The sequence below is a fragment of the Pseudoalteromonas sp. MTN2-4 genome (assembly GCF_042848605.1).
Taxonomy (GTDB): domain Bacteria; phylum Pseudomonadota; class Gammaproteobacteria; order Enterobacterales; family Alteromonadaceae; genus Pseudoalteromonas.
The window spans coordinates 448,234-471,249 of sequence record NZ_BTGK01000003.1 but is presented as its reverse complement, the minus strand read 5'-3'; the positions used below and the strand labels follow the sequence as shown (position 1 = coordinate 471,249).

The 23,016-nt window shown below is 38.3% G+C and carries 25 protein-coding genes and 1 pseudogene; 13 read left to right on the top strand and 13 right to left on the bottom strand.

The features are described 5' to 3' along the window. Positions 1 to 5: 5 nt before the first annotated feature. The 3 genes from phnX (at position 6) to ACGHEH_RS10955 (ending at position 2,733) form a co-directional block, all read left to right on the top strand. Positions 6 to 815 (top strand): phosphonoacetaldehyde hydrolase, encoded by an 810-nt coding sequence (gene phnX, locus ACGHEH_RS10965; RefSeq protein ID WP_390445132.1) that lies wholly within the window; start codon positions 6 to 8, stop codon positions 813 to 815. Then, a complete protein-coding gene (locus tag ACGHEH_RS10960; RefSeq protein ID WP_390445130.1) occupies positions 815 to 2,215 on the top strand; it encodes an FAD-dependent oxidoreductase in 1,401 nt (466 codons plus the stop codon). Before phnX ends, ACGHEH_RS10960 begins: the two co-directional genes overlap by 1 nt. Before the next feature lie 119 nt (positions 2,216 to 2,334). Continuing rightward, on the top strand, positions 2,335 to 2,733 hold the full coding sequence (locus tag ACGHEH_RS10955; RefSeq protein WP_349287387.1) for a hypothetical protein: 399 nt from the start codon (positions 2,335 to 2,337) through the stop codon (positions 2,731 to 2,733). Between the two features lie 17 nt (positions 2,734 to 2,750). On the opposite strand, the gene ACGHEH_RS10950 is transcribed toward ACGHEH_RS10955, so the two are convergent. Continuing rightward, a complete protein-coding gene (locus tag ACGHEH_RS10950; RefSeq protein WP_390445127.1) occupies positions 2,751 to 3,674 on the bottom strand; it encodes a substrate-binding domain-containing protein in 924 nt (307 codons plus the stop codon). Positions 3,675 to 3,998: 324 nt separating this feature from the next. On the opposite strand from ACGHEH_RS10950, the gene ACGHEH_RS10945 reads away from it, so the two are divergent. Beyond that, positions 3,999 to 4,691, top strand: coding sequence for a UTRA domain-containing protein (locus ACGHEH_RS10945; protein ID WP_390445124.1), 693 nt, complete (start codon positions 3,999 to 4,001; stop codon positions 4,689 to 4,691). A gap of 105 nt (positions 4,692 to 4,796) precedes the next feature. Here ACGHEH_RS10945 and phnW read toward each other — a convergent pair whose 3' ends face one another. Beyond that, positions 4,797 to 5,891 carry a 2-aminoethylphosphonate--pyruvate transaminase gene (gene phnW, locus ACGHEH_RS10940; RefSeq protein ID WP_390445121.1) on the bottom strand — a complete coding sequence of 365 codons (1,095 nt, stop codon included), beginning with the start codon at positions 5,889 to 5,891 and terminating at the stop codon, positions 4,797 to 4,799. A 263-nt stretch (positions 5,892 to 6,154) separates the two neighbouring features. Here phnW and ACGHEH_RS10935 point away from each other — a divergent pair, with 263 nt between their 5' ends. Continuing rightward, positions 6,155 to 6,802: a hypothetical protein gene (locus ACGHEH_RS10935; protein WP_390445118.1), complete on the top strand. Its 648-nt coding sequence runs from the start codon at positions 6,155 to 6,157 to the stop codon at positions 6,800 to 6,802. Here ACGHEH_RS10935 and ACGHEH_RS10930 read toward each other — a convergent pair. Next, positions 6,799 to 7,158 (bottom strand): hypothetical protein, encoded by a 360-nt coding sequence (locus ACGHEH_RS10930; protein WP_349287383.1) that lies wholly within the window; start codon positions 7,156 to 7,158, stop codon positions 6,799 to 6,801. The genes ACGHEH_RS10935 and ACGHEH_RS10930 overlap by 4 nt on opposite strands. Before the next feature lie 441 nt (positions 7,159 to 7,599). On the opposite strand from ACGHEH_RS10930, the gene ACGHEH_RS10925 reads away from it, so the two are divergent. Both ACGHEH_RS10925 and ACGHEH_RS10920 read left to right on the top strand, forming a co-directional pair. Next, entirely contained in the window at positions 7,600 to 8,643 is a 1,044-nt protein-coding gene (locus ACGHEH_RS10925; RefSeq protein WP_390445115.1) for a flavin reductase family protein, read from the top strand. Beyond that, positions 8,640 to 9,692 carry a fatty acid desaturase family protein gene (locus ACGHEH_RS10920; protein ID WP_390445112.1) on the top strand — a complete coding sequence of 351 codons (1,053 nt, stop codon included), beginning with the start codon at positions 8,640 to 8,642 and terminating at the stop codon, positions 9,690 to 9,692. Before ACGHEH_RS10925 ends, ACGHEH_RS10920 begins: the two co-directional genes overlap by 4 nt. A gap of 46 nt (positions 9,693 to 9,738) precedes the next feature. Here ACGHEH_RS10920 and ACGHEH_RS10915 read toward each other — a convergent pair whose 3' ends face one another. After that, positions 9,739 to 10,590, bottom strand: a complete 852-nt coding sequence (locus tag ACGHEH_RS10915) for a pirin family protein (protein ID WP_390445110.1) — start codon at positions 10,588 to 10,590, stop codon at positions 9,739 to 9,741. A gap of 373 nt (positions 10,591 to 10,963) precedes the next feature. On the opposite strand from ACGHEH_RS10915, the pseudogene ACGHEH_RS10910 reads away from it, so the two are divergent. Next, positions 10,964 to 11,548: pseudogene (locus tag ACGHEH_RS10910) on the top strand (FMN-dependent NADH-azoreductase). Between the two features lie 45 nt (positions 11,549 to 11,593). Here the strand turns inward: ACGHEH_RS10910 and ACGHEH_RS10905 are convergent. From ACGHEH_RS10905 to ACGHEH_RS10870, 8 genes are all read right to left on the bottom strand, one after another. After that, complete coding sequence (locus ACGHEH_RS10905; RefSeq protein WP_390445107.1) at positions 11,594 to 12,064, bottom strand: hypothetical protein; 471 nt, start codon at positions 12,062 to 12,064, stop codon at positions 11,594 to 11,596. A gap of 115 nt (positions 12,065 to 12,179) precedes the next feature. Beyond that, entirely contained in the window at positions 12,180 to 12,509 is a 330-nt protein-coding gene (locus ACGHEH_RS10900; protein WP_390445104.1) for a DMT family transporter, read from the bottom strand. Positions 12,510 to 12,583: 74 nt separating this feature from the next. Then, on the bottom strand, positions 12,584 to 13,423 hold the full coding sequence (locus tag ACGHEH_RS10895) for a DMT family transporter (RefSeq protein ID WP_390445102.1): 840 nt from the start codon (positions 13,421 to 13,423) through the stop codon (positions 12,584 to 12,586). Positions 13,424 to 13,536: 113 nt separating this feature from the next. Further along, positions 13,537 to 13,965 carry a hypothetical protein gene (locus ACGHEH_RS10890; protein WP_390445099.1) on the bottom strand — a complete coding sequence of 143 codons (429 nt, stop codon included), beginning with the start codon at positions 13,963 to 13,965 and terminating at the stop codon, positions 13,537 to 13,539. A 131-nt stretch (positions 13,966 to 14,096) separates the two neighbouring features. After that, positions 14,097 to 14,603, bottom strand: coding sequence for a GNAT family N-acetyltransferase (locus tag ACGHEH_RS10885; RefSeq protein ID WP_390445096.1), 507 nt, complete (start codon positions 14,601 to 14,603; stop codon positions 14,097 to 14,099). Further along, positions 14,600 to 14,917, bottom strand: coding sequence for a heavy metal-binding domain-containing protein (locus tag ACGHEH_RS10880; protein ID WP_138482474.1), 318 nt, complete (start codon positions 14,915 to 14,917; stop codon positions 14,600 to 14,602). Before ACGHEH_RS10880 ends, ACGHEH_RS10885 begins: the two co-directional genes overlap by 4 nt. 146 nt (positions 14,918 to 15,063) lie before the next feature. Continuing rightward, positions 15,064 to 15,258: a hypothetical protein gene (locus tag ACGHEH_RS10875; RefSeq protein ID WP_390445093.1), complete on the bottom strand. Its 195-nt coding sequence runs from the start codon at positions 15,256 to 15,258 to the stop codon at positions 15,064 to 15,066. A 65-nt stretch (positions 15,259 to 15,323) separates the two neighbouring features. Next, the gene (locus tag ACGHEH_RS10870) at positions 15,324 to 15,542 is read right to left on the bottom strand and encodes a hypothetical protein (protein ID WP_390445090.1); all 219 of its coding nucleotides are present in this window, start codon (positions 15,540 to 15,542) and stop codon (positions 15,324 to 15,326) included. A 77-nt stretch (positions 15,543 to 15,619) separates the two neighbouring features. Between ACGHEH_RS10870 and ACGHEH_RS10865 the strand changes: the two genes are divergently transcribed. Continuing rightward, on the top strand, positions 15,620 to 16,012 hold the full coding sequence (locus ACGHEH_RS10865) for a winged helix-turn-helix transcriptional regulator (protein WP_390445088.1): 393 nt from the start codon (positions 15,620 to 15,622) through the stop codon (positions 16,010 to 16,012). Positions 16,013 to 16,040: 28 nt separating this feature from the next. Here ACGHEH_RS10865 and ACGHEH_RS10860 read toward each other — a convergent pair whose 3' ends face one another. Continuing rightward, positions 16,041 to 17,993 carry a methyl-accepting chemotaxis protein gene (locus ACGHEH_RS10860; protein ID WP_390445085.1) on the bottom strand — a complete coding sequence of 651 codons (1,953 nt, stop codon included), beginning with the start codon at positions 17,991 to 17,993 and terminating at the stop codon, positions 16,041 to 16,043. 391 nt (positions 17,994 to 18,384) lie between these two features. Here ACGHEH_RS10860 and ACGHEH_RS10855 point away from each other — a divergent pair, with 391 nt between their 5' ends. From ACGHEH_RS10855 to ACGHEH_RS10840, 4 genes are all read left to right on the top strand, one after another. Further along, positions 18,385 to 19,800, top strand: coding sequence for an ethylbenzene dehydrogenase-related protein (locus tag ACGHEH_RS10855; protein WP_390445082.1), 1,416 nt, complete (start codon positions 18,385 to 18,387; stop codon positions 19,798 to 19,800). Continuing rightward, positions 19,797 to 20,447 carry a DUF1566 domain-containing protein gene (locus ACGHEH_RS10850; protein ID WP_390445080.1) on the top strand — a complete coding sequence of 217 codons (651 nt, stop codon included), beginning with the start codon at positions 19,797 to 19,799 and terminating at the stop codon, positions 20,445 to 20,447. Before ACGHEH_RS10855 ends, ACGHEH_RS10850 begins: the two co-directional genes overlap by 4 nt. A 95-nt stretch (positions 20,448 to 20,542) precedes the next feature. Further along, the gene (locus ACGHEH_RS10845) at positions 20,543 to 22,510 is read left to right on the top strand and encodes a pre-peptidase C-terminal domain-containing protein (protein WP_390445077.1); all 1,968 of its coding nucleotides are present in this window, start codon (positions 20,543 to 20,545) and stop codon (positions 22,508 to 22,510) included. 140 nt (positions 22,511 to 22,650) lie between these two features. Beyond that, positions 22,651 to 22,986, top strand: coding sequence for a MerR family transcriptional regulator (locus ACGHEH_RS10840; protein ID WP_390445074.1), 336 nt, complete (start codon positions 22,651 to 22,653; stop codon positions 22,984 to 22,986). Positions 22,987 to 23,016: the final 30 nt, after the last annotated feature.

The following is a 23,016-nucleotide window of genomic DNA, read 5'->3' as shown; positions in this document are numbered from 1 at the left end:
TCAAAATGAAACATATTGAAGCGCTAATTTTAGATTGGGCGGGCACAGTTGTGGATTATGGCTCAATCGCACCCACGAGTATTTTTGTTGAGGCTTTTAAGCAAGGCTTTGATTTTGAGATTAGTCTTGAAGAAGCTCGAGGCCCGATGGGAATGGGGAAATGGGACCATATTCATACTTTATTGAATATAGGCTCTATCCAAGTTCGTTGGCAAAATCAATTCGGTCGTTTGCCTAATAAAGAGGATGTCGACCAAATTTACAATACATTTATGCCCTTACAGCAGGCTAAAGTAGCTGACCGTGCTGCACCAATTGAAGGCGTTCTAGCAGTGATACATCGATTGCAATCCGATAACGTCAAAATAGGCAGTTGCTCAGGGTATCCAAAACCTGTGATGGATGTATTGGTGCCTGCAGCGGCAGAATATGGTTATAAACCTGATTGTGTGGTTGCAAGTGATGAGTGCGAAGCCGGCTCTCGTCCCGGGCCTTGGATGGCATTAGAAAATGTACAAAAACTGGGTATTTCTCGAGTAAGTGCCTGCGTAAAGGTAGATGATTCAGTACATGGTATTAGTGAAGGGTTAAATGCAGGAATGTGGACCGTAGGCATCGCCATTACAGGTAATGCCATTGGCTTGAGCGAGCAGGAGTGGGTAAATGAGAGTGAAGCAACACAGGCGTCGCTTACTCGCAAAGCTTATGCGCAATTGACTTCGGCGGGTGCCCATTATGTTATTGATTCGCTCGCTGATATTGAGCCGATTTTACATGCGATAGAAGCCAGAATAGCAAGAGGAGAAAGACCTTAATGCGCTATGTGCCTTTTTGGTTCGATGAGGTGATGACTGAGGCAGATGAAAAATCTGCCTCACATTTGACTCATGATATAACCACAGATGTATGTATTATTGGTGGAGGTTTTACAGGGCTTTGGACAGCAATTAATCTGAAACTAACAAAGCCTGAACTTGATGTTGTGATTATTGAAAAGGACTTATGCGGACAAGGTGCTTCAGGCAGAAATGGCGGTGCTATGCTCACCTGGTCTACAAAGTTTGGCAGCTTAATTAAGCAAGTCGGTTTAGAGCGGGCGATGAATTTGGTCAAAGTCTCCGAACAAGCAGTACATGACATTAAAGCGTTCGCTGAAAAGTATGGTATTGACTGTGATTGTCGAGTTGATGGTACGTTTTATACGGCATCGAACGCCTCACAGCAAAATGCCTTTGAGCCTGTGCTGGATTTACTTGCTTCACATCAACTTAATGCTTGGCAAAGTGTTACACAAGATAAGCTTGTGATGACGGGGTCAAAAGCGAATTTATCTGCAATATTTTCGCCTCATGCTGGCAGTGTTCAACCAGCCAAATTAGTCCGAGGTATATTTAGAGTAGCCAAGGAACTTGGTGTGAAAGTATATGAACGGACCAAGTATATTCACTATCAGGGCGATGAAACTTTAAATATAAAAACTGACAGAGGCATGATCAAAGCCAATAAAATGGTGTTTGCAGTGAATGCTTGGCTCCCTATGCTTGAGCCACAATTTGCGCGTTCTGTGGTGTTAGTTTCAAGTGATATGGTTATCAGCAAAGCTAACCTAGAAACAATTAAAGCTATGGGGCTAAACCATGGCGCTCCAATTATAGATAGCCGAATTTTCGTAAATTATTATCGAACCACGCCATCAGGCAGACTAATGCTTGGCAAAGGCGGCAACTATTTTAGCTATGCAAATCATGTGTCAAAGAGGTTTGATCAGCCGAGTAGATATTTGGAAATGATGAAGCATTACTGGCAATATTTTTTTAATCATAGCGGCTTAGAAATCGAAAGAAGTTGGACAGGACCCTCTGATAGAAGTGTCAGTGGACTGCCTTTTTTTGGGCAATTAAACACTCAGGAAAACATTTACTATGGCAGCGGATACTCAGGTAATGGCGTCGTGCAGAGTTACCTTGGCGGTAACATTTTGGCGAGTTTAATTTTGAACAAAGCAGATAAGTGGCGAGATTGTGGCTTAGTTAATCAGCCAATTGCACAATTTCCTGTTGAGCCAATTAGAAGCTTAGGGGCATACATGGTGCGAAATGCTATTAGGCGAAAGGAATATGCTGAGGACTTAGGAAAACAAGCTAAACTTTGGGATATTTATCTGAGTAAATATAGTGGAACAGCCGCTAAAGTTGATACGTCAGTTAATAAATAGCAACAATATTCGAGTGTGACAATTATATAGCCTTGTATTTGTAATCTAGATAGGTAAATTAAGAGAGGATTCATATTTCAGTTGTTATAAAGGCAATTTGATTTGAGGTGCATTAGGATATGTATAATTACGCTGTTTTAATATTATTGCTTATTTCGAGCTTTAGTTTAGCTGCAAACAATGATGTTTTGTCTTTGGATAGAGTCGATGTCGGCCAAGTTAAATTTGCTTTTGAAAACGACTCAAATATATACCCAGACGAGAGTGAATTTAACATCGACCATTTTGTTTTGATGAGCAACGACAATGGTGAGCGATGGGGAATTTTAACCATTACCAACCAGTCGAGCGGTCGCAGAGAATTACAAGCAAAACACATCATGGCGTTGTTTGCAGACGGTTCAAGATATTCCCCCATAAACTTTAAACAGCCTTTCAATGGCAATGAAACACAGTCTATTACTTTGAATTTTGGGGAAAACAAGTTTCCGATCTTATCCGTTTACACGAGAAATTAATAATTGACTGTACAGGTCTAAAAATTAGATTTATCGCATAGGCGATAATCTAAATAGTATTTGTCTAGTTCAGGTTTTGCGCCCTGCGTAAGGTAGTTGTACATTAGCTCGGCGCTTTTCTTGCCCATCTCAAAAGGCTTTGGTCCTAGATTCACAGTTGATAGACCGTGCTTAAGTGCATCAAGTTGAATTTGCTCAGTGTCGGCTGAGATCATCACAAAGTTACCGTCGGCTATTTTACCTTTTACTGCTTTCATCGTCTCTATATAGTCAGGGTTAAACTGAGCAAATCCTGCCACAGCCAAGAAGATTGGCGGATTTTTTAGAGGAGAAAAGCGCTCTACTTGTTCCAACGAGGCATGTCTTTTCCCCATGGTATAAAGCGGGCAGCGAGGATGTTCTACCCAACCACTGTTGCCAGATAGACGCTTTTTACTTTGACCAGATAATGCATGACGCACCCCTGGAAGGCGGGCATTCAGATTTGGGGTTGTTTGATGACCAGACTGAAGACAAATACTTTGTTTTTCGTCTGTTTTGTATTTATTTGCAAGCTCTCCCAAGGCGACACCAAAATCAAAATTATTATTACCTATGTATGCAAGTCGGTATTGCTGATGTTTGGGCAATAAATCAGAATCGAATGTGATGACAGGAAAATTTTTCTTTTTTAAGTTCTTGAGGGCATGCGTCACTAAATATTCAGAGTCAGTGGTTGAGACTAAAAAAGCATCTACACTTTGCTCTGCCAATTCACTAATCACTAAAGACTGAGTTCTGACATCTTGATAATCATCAGCGCCATCATAAATATATTTAAGATTATTAACCTTGCTGGCAAAATTTAGGCAGCCTTTGAAAGATTGTTCGTAAAATGAATCATTTTTGGTTTTACCTATTACTGCAATTGTGAATTGATCGTTTTCATGAGCTTGGTTCAAAATGCAATAAAACAAACTGAAAACACAGATAGGTAGGTAAATAAATTGAAAAAAAGAAAATTCTATTAATCAGGATTAAATGATTTAAAAATGACGATAATTAAATAATTATATATAATAAAATCACAAAACTATTAAGGTGGAAGATATTTATTTGTGTAAGCTAATGTTTCTGAATTACTTCACGCTAAGATGTCAGTTTAATTAGTAGAACTTAGACAACAAATTCGCTTTATTCAAATTATCACCAGATTCTGTTTGTCATAAAACTGCAGTAAGCTAGTACTGTTCAGTAAATTAAATAGTTAGTTAAATAAGTTGCTTATGTTGTTGTATCAAATCATCCGAAATCATATTCAAAACTTGGTCAATGAGGGGCGTTTAAAAGCCGGTTCTAAACTTCCTTCGGAGCGCAGTTTGCAAGAGCAGTTCAACTCTACAAGGATCACTGTGAGAGAAGCGTTAGCTAGGTTAGAATCTGAAGGGGTGATCTACAGTCAAAAACGCCGAGGCTGGTTTGTTACCCCTGAAAAGCTAAAATGGCAACCAGCACGCAAAGTGAATTTTAACGCTTTATCTGAATCTCAAGAGTTTAAGCCTTCTACCAAAGTCATCGAACTGATGGCTCCTTCCAATGAGCACAGCATTGCATTTACTCACTTTGATGATAAGCCAATTTACAAACTGACTCGAGCTCGATATTTAGATGGAAGAGGTGTACTAGTTGAAGAGATTCACTGTCTTGCAGCGCGTTTTAATCACTTAGAAAAACAAGTTTTAAATGGATCAATCACTGATGTTATGAAACAGCATTATCAGGTTGATGTTTCTCATGAACAGTGCAACATCAGCGTCACTGTGCTTCCTGATTATGCGGCTGAATTACTTGAAAAAAATAGCGGTACGCCTTGCTTAAAAGTGCAAAGGGCGCGTTATGATTACGAAGATAATTTGGTCGACTTTAACATTGAATTCTGGCTACATGATTGTATTGAAATGGTAGTGGAAGGAAGTTAAAACTTGGAAGACTTTGGATAACGAAAAAAGCAAAAGCGATTGATTATTTATAAATATGCTTTTGCTTTACTTTCCGGAAAATTTTTCAATTAAAGATAATAAAGACTACCAGTATTTCGCTTCATAAACGGCTTGAAGTAAGCTTTCTATATCTTTTTGATACACTTCACCAATGTTGCCTATTCTAAAGCAATCAGCGTCTGACACTTTTCCTGGATAGATAACGTAGCCAAGCGACTTTAGCCTTTCATAAAATTGTTTAAAGTCATATTCAGGTTCGTTAGGTGAATAAAACGAGGTAATTATTGGTGAATGCAACGGAGCAGGCAAAAGTGTCTCAAAGCCAAGCTCTCTCATACCACTGACAAGTAAAGACTGGTTTGATTTATAGCGGCTATACCTTGCATCAATCCCTCCTTCTTGTTCAAGTTCAATCATTGCCTGTGCAAATGCTCTCACTACGTGTGTAGGTGAAGTAAAGCGCCATTTACCACTATTTTGTTCCATAGTTTGCCATTGATCATACAGATCTAAAGATAGAGAGTGTGCATTGCCTTTGCACTGTGAAATCAATGCGCGTTTGCAGATCACAAAACCAAAGCCAGGAACACCTTGAATGCACTTATTCGAAGAGCTAATTAAAACATCAATACCTAGCTTTATCATATCGATGGGTATTCCACCAAAACTACTCATCGCATCTACAATAAAAGTTTTTTTGTAATGGTTCACAAGTTCTGCGACAGTATCTAGTGGGTTAAGCATGCCAGTAGTCGTTTCACAATGAACCATGGCAACATGACTTATATGTGGGTTTTCTTTTAGCGTTTGCTCAATTTGGGCAACGTCAGGATAGTGTGTCTCTGCAAAATCAAGCCTAATGACATTGATTTTGAGATAGTCTGAGATTTGTTTAATACGCGCACCATAAGAACCATTATTTATAACAAGTAAGGTGTCTTTTTTTGAGATAAAAGTACCTAGGGCCGCTTCAACAGAAGCGGTGCCACTGCCTTGCATTAAAGTGGCAGTTAATAGTTCAGTGCTACCGGCAAGCGAACATAATTGGGTTCTAATTTTTTCTACAATCTCAACGTTGTAGTCGTCATCCCAAGTGCACCAATCTTGTAACATGGCTTCTTTTACTGTTTTAGATGTACTGAGAGGGCCGGGGGTAAGTAATAAATAATTATTTTTCATAAAAACTCCAACTGGTCTATACCAGTGATTAGAGCATATGTTTTATGATGTTTTGATGATGTAATTGTGACAGTTTGCGATGCGCTGATTTAAATTAATAGATTAAAAATACCTGTTCATTGTGAAATATAGGGCTAAAATTACAGTAATTGCACAAGTTTAAAAATCACATGCTTAAACGTTTTTTGCATTTAATCTGTTTGTTTGCTTGCGTAACGGCCCAGGCAACAACGTTAAAGTTTTGTTATGAGAGTAAAGAGCTTTTGCCTCATTATCGTGGTGAAGGTGTCTTCACACCTAGCGAAAAACCAGGTGCAGCAATTGAGATTATGCAAAAGCTTGATGAAATGTCCTCAAAAGTACAAATTGAGTTTGTTCGTGAGCCATGGAAGCGTTGTTTAAATGACTTAAAGTTAGGCAAAGTTGATACATTGATTGCTAGGTATTCAGCAAGCAGAGAGGCGTTTGCAAAGTACCCTAAAACCACAAAAAATGAGCTCGATAATGATCGAGCAATTTCAAGCACTGCAACTTGTTTTATCCATAAAAAAAATGTGCCTTTAAAATGGAATGGTCATGAATTATTAGTAGACATGCCACAAGGTATTTCTGTGCCTAGAGGCTATTCACTTGTTGAAGATTTAAAGAAAAAAGGTTTTCAAATCTATGAGACCGTGTCGGTTAAGCAAGCCCACGAGTTACTTTTTAATGGTCGAGTAGGTATTTCACTGAGTGATTGCCAACATAAAAACCTACCAATAAAATTCGTCGAAAATAAAATCCCGATTGTAGAAAATTATGGTTATTTAGTTTTCAGCCACCAGTTTTACTCGCTTTATCCAAATCTATCTGAAGAATTGTGGAACCAGCTAATGAAAATAGATGGCAAAGCTTTTTATGATAAATACTAGAAGTATCTCAATTGATCTTGTCTCACCAAGTGTGCAAGTTTACAAATAGTGATGTATTCATTGTCATCTAAGATAACTGGCGATTCTTCTATAATTTGAAACTTAAAATTTTTTCTATTTTTATTGCATTCAATCCAAAATTCTTGTGTGCCATTATCATAAATGAATATGGTCTGTTTGTTGGTAACATTGATTTTTTCTATGTGGTTGTCGACCATATACTTTATTGATGCGTGAATAAAATCAATGCTCTTTAAGAATTTTTGAGGGTCTTTACGGTAAAACTGTTTTTGTTGCTCGTCTAGCGAGTTTTCTGGGGGAATTGGTAGATTCAAAGTTTCTTTTTCTAAGTACATGTATCGCTCCAAATAGAGTCAATAAGTACGTTTTAAAGGTGTGTTTGGATTGCTGAAAGATATAATTTTTATGATCCAAACTTTGCTTAACAAAGAAAGGTTTTACTTTATTTCTCGTAGAGAGCTTCAATTTATTTGATTTATTATCTTTTAATTAAATTATTCTTCATAAGAGTTTAAATTCTAAATTCAACTTAACTAAGACGCAGAAATTTTTCTATTTTCCAAAATCTACATATTTCTTCTGAAGTCAGATTTAATAAAATTCGATTAATTTTACATTGGATAATGAGTTTTGAACAAATTAAAGATCTGTTGATGAAAATTCACAAACTAATTCGATATTCTAAAGTAATTAACCAAAATATTTGCATTTAATTTTTTTGAGCTTACACTTGTTCGCTCAATGGGCGTACACGTGTAAGCTAAAATGGTTTGGACATGCAAAATATCTCACAATTTATTTCAAACAATTTATTTCATCACAGAGACTTATCAGGTTATTTCGAACCTGTTTTACAAGTATTTAAGCCTGCTTGGAGAAGCGGCTTTTTTAGGGCACAGGTTAAAGGTATTCGAATACTTAGCGAAAATGCGCTTAAAATAACCTTAAAACCTGAGAGGAAATGGCCTCTACACATAGCCGGTCAACACATTTCTTTGACAATAGAGCAACAAGGTCGGCTGATTTCTCGGGTATTCACCATCGCGTCTAGCGCGAAAAAATTAAAAGAAACAGGCTTATTTGATTTGGTGATCCGCACTCATGATGAGGGTAACTTTACTCCGTATCTTGGCGAGTTAGCTATGAATAGTTGGGTCAATATTTCAAACCCAATGGGTGAATTCATATTTGATGAGCAAAGCAATCATACGACACTTTTAGCAGGCGGCTCTGGTATTACCCCATTCATTGCAATGTTGAATGACTTACAGACAAACATGCACCAACACGTCCATTTATTGTATTACGCGAAGCCTAATTCGCATTTACTGGTGGATGTATTAGAGAAGCTTTTAACTAGACTCCCTAATTTTAGCTTTGAATTACTTAATCGTAGTGAACATGGCTCATTTACCAAATATGTTTCAGTAGAGCATACCGATGAACTCCTCGTCTGTGGACCTGAAGAAATGTTCGTTGAAGCTGAGGAGTTTTGTAAGTCACGTCAAATACCCATCAGAGCAGAACACTTTCAAGCAATTAAGCCAACTAAATCATTAAATGAAGCTGCAAGATTCACAGTAAAACTCAATCATGGTGACTTAGAAGTCAGCAACCAAGATTCTTTATTAAGTGAATTTCAATCACAAAATAAGTCTGTGATATATGGCTGTGGTATGGGTATTTGCCATCAATGTCAGTGTGTGAAAAAGAAGGGTATTGTAAAAGATATGCGTGATGGACGCTTATCAGATAACAGCGAAGAGCTGATCCAATTGTGTGTTTCTCAAGCCGTGACAGATTTGGAGTTAGAACTATGAAACAAGTAAATTTTGAACAGTTAGCTTTGCAACTTGATGAAGTAAAACAACAAGCTCAGGCGAAAGTGGGGCAAGATGATGCTAATTACATTCGTAAAGTCATTGTTTGGCAGAGAGTATTTGAGTGGAGCGGCAGAATTTTATTGATGTTAGGATTCTGGCAGCCATTACTGTGGGTCGTGGGGGTCATAAGTCTTGCGGTCGGCAAGATCTTAGACAACATGGAAATTGGTCATAACGTGATGCATGGTCAATATGACTGGATGAACGACAAGTTCATTAATTCTCGCGCCTATGAATGGGATATTGCCTGTGATGGCAGTAGTTGGAACAGGGTACATAACTATGAACATCACACTTATACCAATATCATCGGTAAAGACAGAGATTTTGGTTATGGCCTTTTGAGGTTATCGAATGACTTCAGGTGGCGTGTAAAAAACCTTTGGCAGTTTATTACTTACGTTTTACTGAGTGTGCTTTTTCAGTGGGGCGTGTCTTATCATGAGATGGCGGCTGAGCGGGTTTTCTTTGGTAAAAAGAAAGACAACCGAGATAATAAAGTGTCACATGCAGAGCTTAAAAAGCGCTTCTTTAGCAAAGGGGCTAAGCAACTGGTTAAAGATTATGTTATTTTTCCACTTCTAGCAGGGCCGCTTTTTCTATGGGTTTTTTGTGGTAACTTAATAGCAAATTTATTAAGAAACTTATGGACTTCAACCATTATTTTTTGCGGTCATTTTACGGAGCATGTTCATACTTTCACTGAAGAAGAGTGTAAAAATGAAAGCAAAGGGCAGTGGTATTATCGACAAGCTTTGGGCTCATCAAACCTGAAAGGTCGCACATGGTTTCACATTTTAACAGGGCATTTAAGCTTTCAGATTGAACACCATTTGTTTCCAGACTTACCGGCGAAGCGTTACCCAGAAATAGCCCCGAAAGTACAACAAATCTTTCAGCAGCACGGTATTCACTACAATACGGGTGGATTTTGGCGACAATATGGCTCTGTCTTAAAACGTATTATTCGATATTCATTCCCTTAGAAAAGCGATTCCCTCAGTTTTAAATCTGGCTGAGGGAGGTTTATCCTTAATACTCCACACGCTCAAGGTTATCTGATGGGATCTCTGGAAATTTACCATCTATCCAGTTTTGCTTTGCTTGTTCTATTTTTTCTTTATTAAACGAGACAAAGTTCCAATGAATATAAGGCACATGCTGCCATTTTTCTCCACCCAGTAAAATAACACGGCTGTTTTTAGAAAACTCAATCGTTGTTTCAGTATCATTTAATAATACAAGCTCATAGGGCGAGATAGTCTCTTCGTTGACAATGACTTGACCATATAAAACATAGAGTGCGGTTTCAAAGTCTGGATTGGGTACGTCAATTGTTTTACTTTGAGCACCAATTACATCTAGATAAAACATTTCTGTATAAGTTTTAATTGGTGAGCTTAAGCCATATGCATCACCTGCTATAAGGCGAGTCATAACACCATCTTTAACTATTTGCGGTAGGGCTTCTCGCTTCACATGCGTAAATGAAGGCGCAATATCTTCATGCTGTGCTGGTAAGGCAATCCAAGATTGCAAGCCGTTTAGACTATGGTCGCTTGCTCTTGTTTCGACGCTTTCTCTCTCAGAGTGGGTAATACCTGTGCCAGCTGTCATCCAATTCACATCACCAGGTGCGATTTCTAAGTTATTACCCAATGAATCTTTATGTAAAATTTTACCTTCAACTAAATAAGTCAAAGTAGAAAGACCAATGTGTGGATGCGGTTTAACATCAATTCCCTCACCTTGAGAAAATGAAGTCGGGCCCATGTGGTCGAAAAATATAAATGGTCCAACCATGCGCTTTTTCATGTGGGGAAGTAAACGTTTTACGTTTAGACCACCGATATCATGCTCTTTTGCGGATAATTTTAATGTCATAAGTAGCTCAAATCAGGTGATTAACTATTTACAGCATAGATGCAAAATACCATTTTAATCTATTCAAAAATTTTGATTAGAGTGTTCAAAATTTATAGCTGTTTAACCTTTGCTGCCCAGCTTAGACTGGTGTTAATGGAATGATTTAAGGTAAATACAGATGAAAAATGTTTTAACCTGAGCTTTGGTTAAGAGATTTAGCAGTTTATTGATATTGAATTTGTAAATTTGTTCAACCCTGCAGCCGGAATCTTTTAGGGCTAACAAGGCGAATTAACGAGTCAATAGCTAGTCTATTGCGAGTTAATTCAACGCAGTAAGCATTAAAAATAGCCGCTGGAGATAGATTTATTACCCAAAACTCAGGTTATAAATTAACACATCAATTAATCATGACGCTGGAAATTCTTATATCTTGAGCAATGAGTTTGTCGACAGATTGTCAAAAAAGTTCGAGTTAACAGTTTCACACCGTGACCTAGTTAAAGAGCCGATGGAACACTTGAAGCAAACAGAAATGCTTGCTTGGATGACGCCTGAAGCGCAGAGAAACGATGAACAAAAATCACTGGCTGATTTATCTGATAATTTGATAAAAGAAGTACAACAAAGCGATATACTGGTTATTGGCTTACCTATGTATAACTTTGGTGTGCCTTCACAGTTTAAAGCTTAGATGGATAGAATCGCCAGAGCGGGTGTGACGTTTAAATACACAGAACAAGGCCCTGTTGGCCTGATAGTAAATAAAAAAGTGGTAGTGTTAGCTGCACGTGTCGGAATTTATGCAGGGACTGATAATGACTCACAAACTACACATGTTAAATCGTTTTTTGCGCTTTTAGGGATTACAGACGTTGAGTTCATTTATGCTGAGGGTTTGAATATGCCTAGTAAAGAAGTCAGCATTGCAAATGCAAAAGATAAAATGGAAGCTGTCTTTTCTAGTATGGGCTAAACTGAACGATAGCTGCGAAATTCACTCACAGCTATCGTATTTGAATTAATGAGCAAGTTTCGCATCAGCTTGTGGATTTGCAAGAGCAACAATGATTTTGAATAACAAGAACATCGCATAAAGATTAATAGGATAGTTAACTAATACTTCAGTCCAAAAAACCACCTGTGGGCTATGAATTAAGTTAGTGATTTGGTCAAATATCTCAATGAAAAGGCCTAGAGCCAGTAAAATAAACCCATAATATTCACATAAATGAGTCGTTTCAGTCGCTTCTACTTCATGGCCTGCGATCCAGTTTTGTAAAATATGTCTGCCTTCTAAAAGTACTCCGAATCCGACCAGCAAGATCGCGATACCTTCTTCATCTTCTTTTAGCTGGGCCAAAGTTTCATGGCTAAGTTCGGAAAACATGAGTTCGAGTTCATGGACCATCAACGTACCAATGATGCCAGTAACAATAAGGCTGATAAAAAGCAAAAACAGTCTATTTGCGAGTAGCTTAGTAAATAACATAACATTTTCCAAATTCGAAGATTATCAATAAACTAGCTGAAAAATGTGAAGAGATTATGGTTGCGCTAAAAAGACATGACTAAGAAACTAAACTGAGTGATGAACCAACTTTTATTTAGTGAGTCGTATTTTTAGAAAAGATATTGATAATAATAACACCTAAAATGATCAATGCCATACCTAATAAAGTAGGAATATTAGGCATTTGTTTAAAGAAGATACTTCCCAAAGCTGTAACAAGGACAATGCCTGCCCCAGACCAAACTGCATATGCAACGCCAACAGGCACTTCCTTTACAACTAAAGACAGGTAATAAAAAGCAACACAGTAGGCAATAATACAAATAGCGCTTGCAGTAAGATTGTTAAAACCATCTGATACTTTTGAAGCCAGTGTGCCGATAACTTCTGAAATAATTGCAATACTTAAATATAACCAAGCCATATGAAGTCCAGCTTAAAAGTCGGAATATTACAATTTATTCTCATGGTTTAATAACGAAAAATTAGTATGGTGATTTATTTTTTAGATTTCTCAAGCAAGACTAATAAAACGCCCCCTAAAATAAGAAGGGAAGCTATTATAAGGCGTGTTGATATAGGCTCCGATAAAAACAAAAGACCACCAATAGCAGCGATAACCGGTACTAGTAGCTGAGAGACAGCCGCTTGTATGCCAGTTAACAAAGGCAAAGCCTTATACCAAATTATGTAACCGATACCTGATGTGACAATACCAGATATCATTGCAACGATTAGACCTTTAGTTGTGATACTGCTGAAGTCAACGAATGGCAGTGCTATAAGTGCTAATGGCAGAGCTCTGATGAAATTCATAGAAGTCTCTGCTCTTGGTTGTTTTGCTCCTTTACCTGCAAGTGTATATAAACCCCACGCGACCCCAGATAACGACATAAGAACAAACCCAATGAGAGAGGGAGTTGTCAACGTTGGAAATACCAGATAGATAAACCCGATAAGTGCAGTCAACAAGCCTAACAATGTAAGCGATGAGAAGCGCTCTCCTGATAACTTAGAAATAGTTAACATGCAAAGTTGTACTGAACCAAAAAGTACTAATGCACCTGTGCCAGTATCTAAAGTGACATAGGCAAAAGAAAAACAAATTGCATAGATAAACAGCATAATTGATGACCACCAACTACCATAATTCAGAGGTGACTTATCAGTACGCTTGTTAAAGAAAACCAAAAAATATAAGAATATAGCGGCAGAAATTAGACGGACCACGGTAAATCCTGCGGCATCTATTTGTTTTTCGCCTAATGCAATTCTGCACAATATAGAGTTCCCTGCGAATGCAATAAGCGCAATAAATGTCAGAACGCTTGATTTCAATATTCAGGCCTTTTTCTCATATCCGAGCAGAATAAGACAGTTAATGTATCAAGTTTATTTCGTTGTTTTGTGATTTTTTGAAAAATGATGAATACGACTGTCCTTGTTAGCCATTAAGAAATAAAAATCACAGTTTCTGGTAAGCCTTTCTTCAAGTGAGATTTCACATCTTCAAATTGCTCTGATGGAAATTCTAATGCTGGCACAACACCGGGTTTTATTTGATTATAAGGCAATGAAAAAAAACTGGTTTCTCCACAAGTATCCATTGCAACCTTTCTGATTTGCTGCACAGGTACGCTGTCAGACCCAATATTTAATGCGTTGTCGTTAAAAGTAAGATGATTAATTGGATCTTTTACGATTTGTTGTTTTCGATACTCGGTTATACCATTTTTCGAATTAAACAAAAAAGGAAGCATTGTGATATTTGAGATGGCTGCGAGAGTAACTAACTCAAAATCTAGTACTCCGATTGCTGTTATCAGAAGGTAGCAGGCAATAGAGCCCAGCCAGAGTAAGGTGTATTTATCTATTTTCATCTAATTCTCCTTTTAATGGTTGTGAATTTGTAAGTGCCTGCAAGTGCTTCATTTTACTTTGATAAAATTTTGACACTGTCTATTAGTTTCAGTGATGTACGCTGACTTAGTCTTGAACTCAATAAATTAATCTAGATTTTCAACTTTACGAACAAGTGATTATCGTAAAATGTTCCATCTTTAAATATCGCACTTTTCAAAACTGCTTCTTGGTGGAATCCGGATTTAAGCAACACTTTCTTTGAAGGCATGTTTGGTTCAAATACTGCGGCAAAAATTCTGACAATAGGCGTTGTTCTAAAAACTTCGGCAGTTATTAACTCGATAGCTTGGGACATAATACCTTTTCCCCAATACGCATTATCTAACCAATAACCTAATTCACCTGCGCGCTGGTATTCAAACTCACCAGGGCTTACGCCTATACAGCCAACAAATTTACCTTGATAGCAAACCGCTTTTACTAAACCCTGTTTACTACCTTCGTTGATCCACCAGTGTGCATCCTCTTCTGTGTAAGGAGAAGGTATTTTGCTAAATAAATAGCGAGTTACATCAGGGTGATTTAATACTGATATCAATTGAGTTTTGTCAGAAATAACAAAGTCTCTTAAAGTAATGTCTTGCTGATTAATCATGGTTTAAGTTTAACTGCTGTACCAAAAACCATAATTTCAGAAGAACCATCCATAATGGTACTGGTTGTAAATCTAATACCGACGATGGCGTCAGCACCTTTGTCAGCCGCACTTTGCACTAAACGTTCAATCGCAATGTCTCGCGCTTCACTTAACATTTCGGTGTAGCCTCGGATCTCTCCACCGACAATTCCCTTTAAGCCAGCCATGATGTCACGGCCAATGTGTTTTGCTTGAACGACGTTGCCAGTGACAACACCAACGATACTTTCTATTTCTTTTCCTGGGATGGTTTCAGTGGTCGAAAAAAGCATAAAATACCTAAAGTTAAGATTTTAATTTGTATTAAAAATAAGAACACTTTTTGCTAAAAAAGTAAATTGAGTTACTAAGCTTAATGGCTATCAATAAGAATTTTTTAATCAAAACAATCGGAAAATATGTCAAACCTGAGTTGTGTCTAGAAGATCCCATTTTTGTTTAGTATTTTTCCGCCGGTCAGTAGGGCGTATAAACGCATAGAAAAACTGATCCCTTGCACTGCGTCCCAGTGCTCAACGAGGTCGTTATTTTCGACTTTCCATGTATCAATGATATTGAATCCTTGTTTCAGATTATTGCGATGTTTCGCTTTTAAATTGACATGAGAGTGCAAGATTACATAATTCCCATTTACAAAAATGTTTTTAACATAGTAACTAAGTTCTGGGGCATTTTTTGTCAGTGTTCTGATTGCTGAAATAACACCTTCAATACCATCAGCGATGGTTTGATTATGTTGTTAATAACCACTTTTTCCATAATAGCTAACACTTCATCAAAGTGATGATCATTCATAAGAAGCTGAACAAACTCTACAGCTAGTGATGCTTTTCGATTGTCGTCTTCAGTCCAGTGTGGTTTTACTAATTTATTAAATTGAATTTTAGGCGATGTCATATGAATTTCTCTGTATGTATTTAACTTTCAAAATGCAAGTTAAATTACAATGGAATTTACAAATGAGGAAATAACTTATGAAACGTTCTGACTGTCCAATTTCGAAAGTGCTAGACTTGGTAGGCGATAAATGGAGCTTGTTGATCTTAAGAGACATGCTCTTTTTTGGAAAAGAAATTTATTCAGATTTACAAAATTCTGATGAAAAAATGGCGACTAATATTTTATCCACGCGTTTAGAAAAGCTTGAGCAAGAAGGGCTTATTTCAAAACGTGCTAGTGAGCAAGATAAAAGGAAAAAACTTTATAAATTGACAGAAAAGGGCATTGATATGCTGCCAATACTGTTAGATATGATTGTATGGAGTACCAAATATGCTCCCGACACAGAAGTACCTGAAGGTCTGGTTGAAAAATTAAAACAAGACAGAGAAAGCGTGATTAAACATTTCAGTATAAGAATTGAGTGAAGCTAAAAGAAGGCTTCACTCAATTTAGTTAGTTTATATCAAATCGACCAACAAGCCTGTTAAGGCTATGTGCAAGTTCTACTAACTGAGTTGCTCCAGAAGAGAGGTTATCAGCAGCTTCGCCTACATGCTGAGCTGAATCATTAACCCCAGAAATAGTATGTTTAGTCTCACTTGCTGTATCACCTTGCTGTTTTGCTTGCTCAGCAATTTGCGCAATAAAGTTTTGTACTAAACGAACAGATTCAGCGATTTCGTCAAAACTTTGATGTGCTTGTTCCGAGCATTCAATGGCTTGTTCTGAATCAGCGACACTAGATGTCATTTGTTGTGAAACACTTCTTGTTTGGTCAATCAGTTCGGTTAGTACTTTTTCAATATCTTGTGTCGCATCATGAGAACGTTGGGCTAGTGTTCTAACTTCGTCGGCAACTACCGCAAAACCTCGACCTTGTTCTCCTGCACGGGCGGCTTCGATAGCGGCATTGAGTGCTAATAAATTAGTCTGTTCTGCGATATTTCTGATTACTTCTAGAATATTGGTGATGTTATTTGATTGCTTTTCTAGGTCACTCATAGCACCAGCTGATTCGCCCAAAGAACCATGAAGCTGTGCAACTTGTGAAACCGTTTGCTTAATCAAATCATTACCGTTTTGAGCATGAGAATCAGTCGTTTCGATCGCATTCAACGCATCACCACAGTTTTGGCTAATGGTTATGGCCATGCTTTCTACAGATTCAGTAGTATGTGTTGCTTGCTGCGCTTGGTCTAGTTGCGTTTGGCAGCGTTGTCGAATCTCACTGATACGTGATTTTGAGCTTTGCGCTTCGTCGTTTAAAGTGGCTGCATTGTTCTGAATGTCTTTAACTAATTCATTTATTGAGTTTAAGAACTGGTTGAACCATGAGGCAAGTTCGCTGATTTCATCGTTACCAATCACTTTAAGGCGTTTCGATAAATTACCTTCGCCTTGTGCTATTTCTTTTAAGCCTTCTGATACCATTTCGATTGGGTAGACAATTTTATTAGCTAACACCACTGCAATAATGACAAATACGATTAACATAATCACAGCAATGATACTGATGCTATAAGACATGTTGTAAGCTGATGAAAGAATTTCGTCTTCATCAATGATTGCGACAAACGTCCAATTTAATTCCTCTGAATGATACAACTGAGCAACCATGGTTTTATTACTTGATTCGATATTGATCAAAGGTTGGTTTTTGTTGGTTTTAATTGCATTGAAAATAGGTGAGTTTAATTTGTTAATTGATTTGAAGTTGTTATCAGGGTTTTTAGGGTCTGCTAGGACTGTACCTTGGCCATCCAATAACATTAAGTACCCAGTTCCACCTAAACGAATGTTGCCCACAATATCAGTGAGTGTAGATAAGGTGACATCTAACGACTGTACACCTATCGTTTGCCCGGACTTTTTAATTGCCGTTGCCACACTCACCATAGCCTGTCCTGTTACACCTTGATATGGCTCAGTAACAATGACTTCACTTGGATTTTGCGTAACTTGTTTGTACCAAGGACGTTTACGAGGGTCGTAATTTCCTAAAGGTTCGGCAGGATATTGAATAAAACCACCATATTGGGTGCCTAAATAAACAAATAGGAGTTCTTCATGCGTTTGACCGAACGATTCAAACAATTCAAAAATTTCAGCTTCTTCTTTTCCTGCTGAACGTGGATCCATCATTTTTTCGGCATCTAAGTAAGTAGATGTGTTTTCAGAAACAGAAGTAACAGTGCTACTTTGCGCTAAAAATCGCGCATTATTTTTCATTTGATCAAAAAATAAATTGAAGGTGTTTTCGACTTGTCGTATCTCACTGTTTGAGCTATCGATGAAGCGCTCTAAAGATTCGGTATTGGTTTGCGAAATGCTTACAATTGAAATTGCTAAGATAGGGACAATCACGGTTAATACAAAACTGGTAATCAACTTTTGGCGCATTCTCATAAATATCACCTCCCGGGTTATTATTTTTATTGTAGATGATTTATTTGAATACTATGGGGAATTAGGGGTATTTGGCAACAGTTAACGATTATTTAACTATTTTTTTGTCACTTATTCCATTTTGTTTAGGTGTGATTGAATTATTACACATAAAAATATAAGAGAAATGTAATTTTTTTGTAAATTAATTCATTTAGGGTGTGGCTCCAATTTTGATACAGCAAAGTGGATAAACAGTTTGCAAGTGAAAAGAGCCAATCGACACCTTTTTATTATTCTGCATTTAATCGTTCTGATTTCCGTAACACTCTCTTTGACAACAGGTTTGAGAGTCAGTTTGTTACAGTATGATCACTTTTCATTTCTAGCTCCTATTTTGCCGCAAGGTAAAATGCACACAGTTCACTATTATTCTGGCGTTACACTTGCTTTAGCGAGTGCCTGTTTTATTCTTTACCGTTTAAGGTTTGAACATAAAACAACAAATAATAAGTATCACCGATCAGTAAATTGGTTTGGCTATATCGTTCTTCTTTTTTGTTTAATCTCGGGATTTACCCGATGGTTAGACTTAGCCAATGTATGGCTTTCAACCGTTCATTACTTGAGTGCTTTAGCGATCATATTCTTCTTGATATTGCATAGTTACGTATACTTCTTAACACTAGGCAAAAAATTAGTAGGTAAACTCTTCCAAATAAAAGCGATTGTGAGACTTAAATGGCATCTCATTAGTTTTTGCTTGCTGGCAGGTATTGGCGTATTTATTTTTGATCAGAATAAATCTCTAAGCTTCCAGGTGTTACCACTTGAACATTCAGACTTTATTGCAATCGATGGGCAAGATTCAGAGCCTTTTTGGCAAAACATCAAATGGAAAACAATTAACACCTACGGCGGGGCAAACTTTAATAACGGGCATACACCCGTAGAAATAAAGATTGCCAGCAACGATGTCGAGAGCTACTTCTTATTTCGTTGGCAAGATGAGACTAAAAGCCTAACCCACCTGCCATTGGTTAAATTAAATCAACAGTGGCAAGTTAAGCAGCAAGGATTCCATACATTCAATGAAACTCGCTATTACGAAGATAAATTTGCAGTTTTGCTTAGTCAGAGTTGTGACCATGGCGGTGACGGCACGGCTCATTTAGGAAAGTCACCTATCAAAGGCAAGCCGGCTAATTGGCATGGCAAAGGCTACCATGGTGCGCTCGATGGCAGAGTGCGTGACCTTTGGCATTGGAAAGCTCTTCGCACTAATGACATGGTACAAATGGATGACAATGTAATAGCGAAGCCCAAAATAGCAAAACCCGGAGATAGGCGGTACACAGCAGGTTACTTTGCGGATGGTAAAGAAAGTGGCGCCTATGTAATGAATTGGCTTTGGTATGGCAAAGACAAAGTCACCCCTAAGCGTTTGCCTTTACCTGAATATCAGCAAATGTACCAAGGAGCAGATAAAGATCTTGAGCAAGCCGTTATGCCCTGGTTTTCAAGTATCCCTTATGCGGCATTACTCGATTCTTACCCTGAAGGCACTTTATTAAGTTCAGTGCTTTACCGCTCGAACCGCTTTGAAGGAGATAGAGGTGATGTGACAGCTAAAGGTCATTGGCAAGATGGATATTGGACTTTAGAAGTCGCGAGAAGGAACAAAACAGGTTCTGAATATGACGTGGTTTTAGAGCAGGGCGTTTGTTTGTGGGTTGCCGCTTTTGACCATGCGCAAATCGCACACACTCGTCACCAGAGGCCATTGAAATTGAATTACTCGGCGCTTAGGCAAAAAGGAAAGTTATGATGCTTAAACGATTATTACTTTCTATCTGTTTTTTTATGGTTTGCTTAGCTGCTGGGCATTTAATTCAGCGTGAGCCGAGTATACCCCTAGAAAATAGATTTTATAAAGTCAGTAATGACGGTCAGTTGATAACTGCATGGAAGGGGCCTTGGGCCTGTGTTTATGATGAAAAAGAAAATCTGTTATGGGAAGTGAAGCGTGACGATGAATCCATTCATGATGGTTACTGGAGTTATTCGTGGTTCGACGACCAAATTGGCGTAAAAAATAGCGGCGATTGTTATTTTGAGTCTGAACGATGTGATACTCAAGACTTGGTTCGTAAAACCAATCAACACGGGCTTTGCCAAGTAACAGGCTGGCGCTTACCGACAAAACAAGAAGTAGAAGCAATTTTACAAACTCAAGATAAACCTCAGCAAGCAATGCTTTCTACTGATTATTTTCGCCATATAAAAGCGGGCGATTATTGGACACAAGACGCAGAGCAACCTTTAGAAGGGCATTATCGCCATCTAGAGAAAGGAGCGATTGCAGTCGATTTTTATCAAGGGCGTTTTCATACTCTTCCCTACAGAAATGCTGCATTTGTGATGTTAGTCACTTCCGAATTACCCAATTCGATTAAGGAGGCTAATGCACAATAAACCTGTCAATATACCAACCCTTAAAAGAGATCATTTAATTAAGAGGATTGGTATAAGACGATTTTTAACAGCAATATCAATACTAAGGAACAACTATGAAAAATTATAGCAAGGTCGCTATATCATTTGCTTTGCTTGGTGCGTTTAACGTGCAAGCAGGTAGTAAATATCATCGTCTCATTTGGGATAACGCCCCACAAAGTCAAGCGACTATCGGCTTCACACCTGATGGCAGCACAAATCATTATGTCAAATATGGTGTGTCGACAGATGAGTCGTTATGGCAAAGAAAGAACGTGACAGCTAGCCATAGCTTTGATGGTTCTTTACAAAGTAAATTTGTAAAGCTCACAGGGCTATCAGCGAATAAAGCCGTGTATTATCGCGTCTGTGATGATTCGGGCTGCGGTCAACGTCTATGGTTCAAAACAGCCCCCAATGACAACTCCCCCTTTGTCGCAATTGCTGGTGGAGATACACGTACTGGGTGGACGAATCGACAAAATGGCAATAAGTTAGTCGCCAAGATCCGTCCTCTGTTTATCATGCATGGCGGCGATTATACTAATGCTAACACCGCTTCTGAAATGAGCAGTTACCTCAATGATTGGCAACTTACTTTCTCTTCAGATAGCATCGACGGGCTGAGTTACAAACGGATCTACCCGTTTGTTGCCACACATGGTAATCATGAAGATGATAACTACAAAACACTGTGCCAGGTGTTTGGTGTGGATTACGACAACAATAATGTGTGTGATGCGAAAGATACCTATGGTGCATTTAACGTTTCGCCATTATTACGTGTCTATACGTTAAATTCTCAATATAAGAACTCGGGTTGGTCGAGTTATGCAACGGCAATGAATAATTGGCTGCAACAAGATCTGCAAAGCTCTGGTGGCTCAGCAAGTTGGCGTGTAGCACAATACCATAAGCCAATGTTCCCGCATTATTCAGGTAAATCAGACAACACCATTTTGCATACTTGGTGGGCAAATCATTTCTATAACCATAAAATGAATTTGGTGGTTGAATCTGATACGCACATCAACAAAGTGACACAAGCACTGAAACCAAGTGGTAACAATTTTACGAGTACAACCAGTGGCGGTACTGTGTTTGTAGGGGAAGGAAGTTGGGGGGCGCCTGCCCGTAGTGCTAACGATCCTAAATCTTGGACGATTGATCTTGCCAGTATTCAACAATTCAAAGTGCTGACGGTATCAAGTGATAAGCTTGATGTGAGAACTGCACAATTTAACTCTACTGCAAACACACTTTCCAAAGCTGATCGCGATGCAAATCCAACCTTGCTACCTAATAATGTTAATTGGTGGTATGCCTCAGGGGCAGGAGATGTACTTAACTTAGTTAAAGCGACAAACGGATTAACTAAAGTTGATATTGGTGTGATTGATCCACCTGTGGGTGATACGGAGTTAACAAATGGTGTTGCTGCAACAAATATCAGCGGTAGCAAATCGCAAGAGCTCGGTTTTTATATTGACGTGCCTGCTGGTCAAAGTGCTTTATTAGTCGAAATGTCTGAGGGCACTGGTGATGCCGATATGTATGTGCGTTATGGCAGCAAACCAACGTCAAGTACATACGACTGCCGTCCTTATAAAAATGGTAATAATGAAACTTGTAGTATCGATGCTGTGAAAACGGGTAAATACTATGTGGTCGTCAAAGGCTACAGCGCATTTAGCGGTGTGAGCATAAAAGCGACCTATAGCAATAATGGCGGTGGAGGTAATGGCGGGTCTGATACCTTTACAAACCTGTCTGCGAGTACAGATAAATGGCAATATCGAAGCGCCACTTTACCCAGTGGTGTAAGCAAAATGACGGTCACTATTTCTGGTGGCACGGGCGATGCGGACTTATATGTTAAAAGTGGTTCTGCACCCAATAGTTCCAGTTATGAATGTCGTCCTTATAAAGACGGCAACAGTGAGACATGCACGCTTACAAACCCAAAAGCAGGCGAGTGGCACTTTGGCGTAAAAGCCTATAAAGCCTATTCGGGTGTGACGTTAAGTTATAGTTATGAATAAATTTGCGTGATAAGTGAAAAAGCCTAGCTTCGCTTGGCTTTTTTGTTTGACCTGTCTACTACTTTACACTTTATGCTTTCATCATCGAAACAAGCTAATACTTAATTACGCTTTAATTTATACACTCAGAATGGGCTTATATGTTTTTAATCTCCGAACTTGCAAAACGTGTAGGTGTATCAAGAACGACCTTGTTGTACTTCGAGAAATTAGGTGTCATTAGAGGTCAACGTTTAGACAATGGTTATCGGGTTTACACCGAATTGGATGATCAGCGTTTAACTTTAACCATGCAGTTACAAGCTGGTGGATTATCACTTAAAGGTTGTATTGCCTGTCTGAATGGCAAAATAGATAAAGGTATTTTAAGTGAAAGACTGTGCTTGTTAAATGAAGAAATAGTGCAAAAACAGAAAGCGAGAAAATTACTTTCTGGTTTATTGGGGGAAAGTTCTAATCGTGATTTTCATGCGTAATTAAAAGAACTTGTGCCACAAGCGCACTAT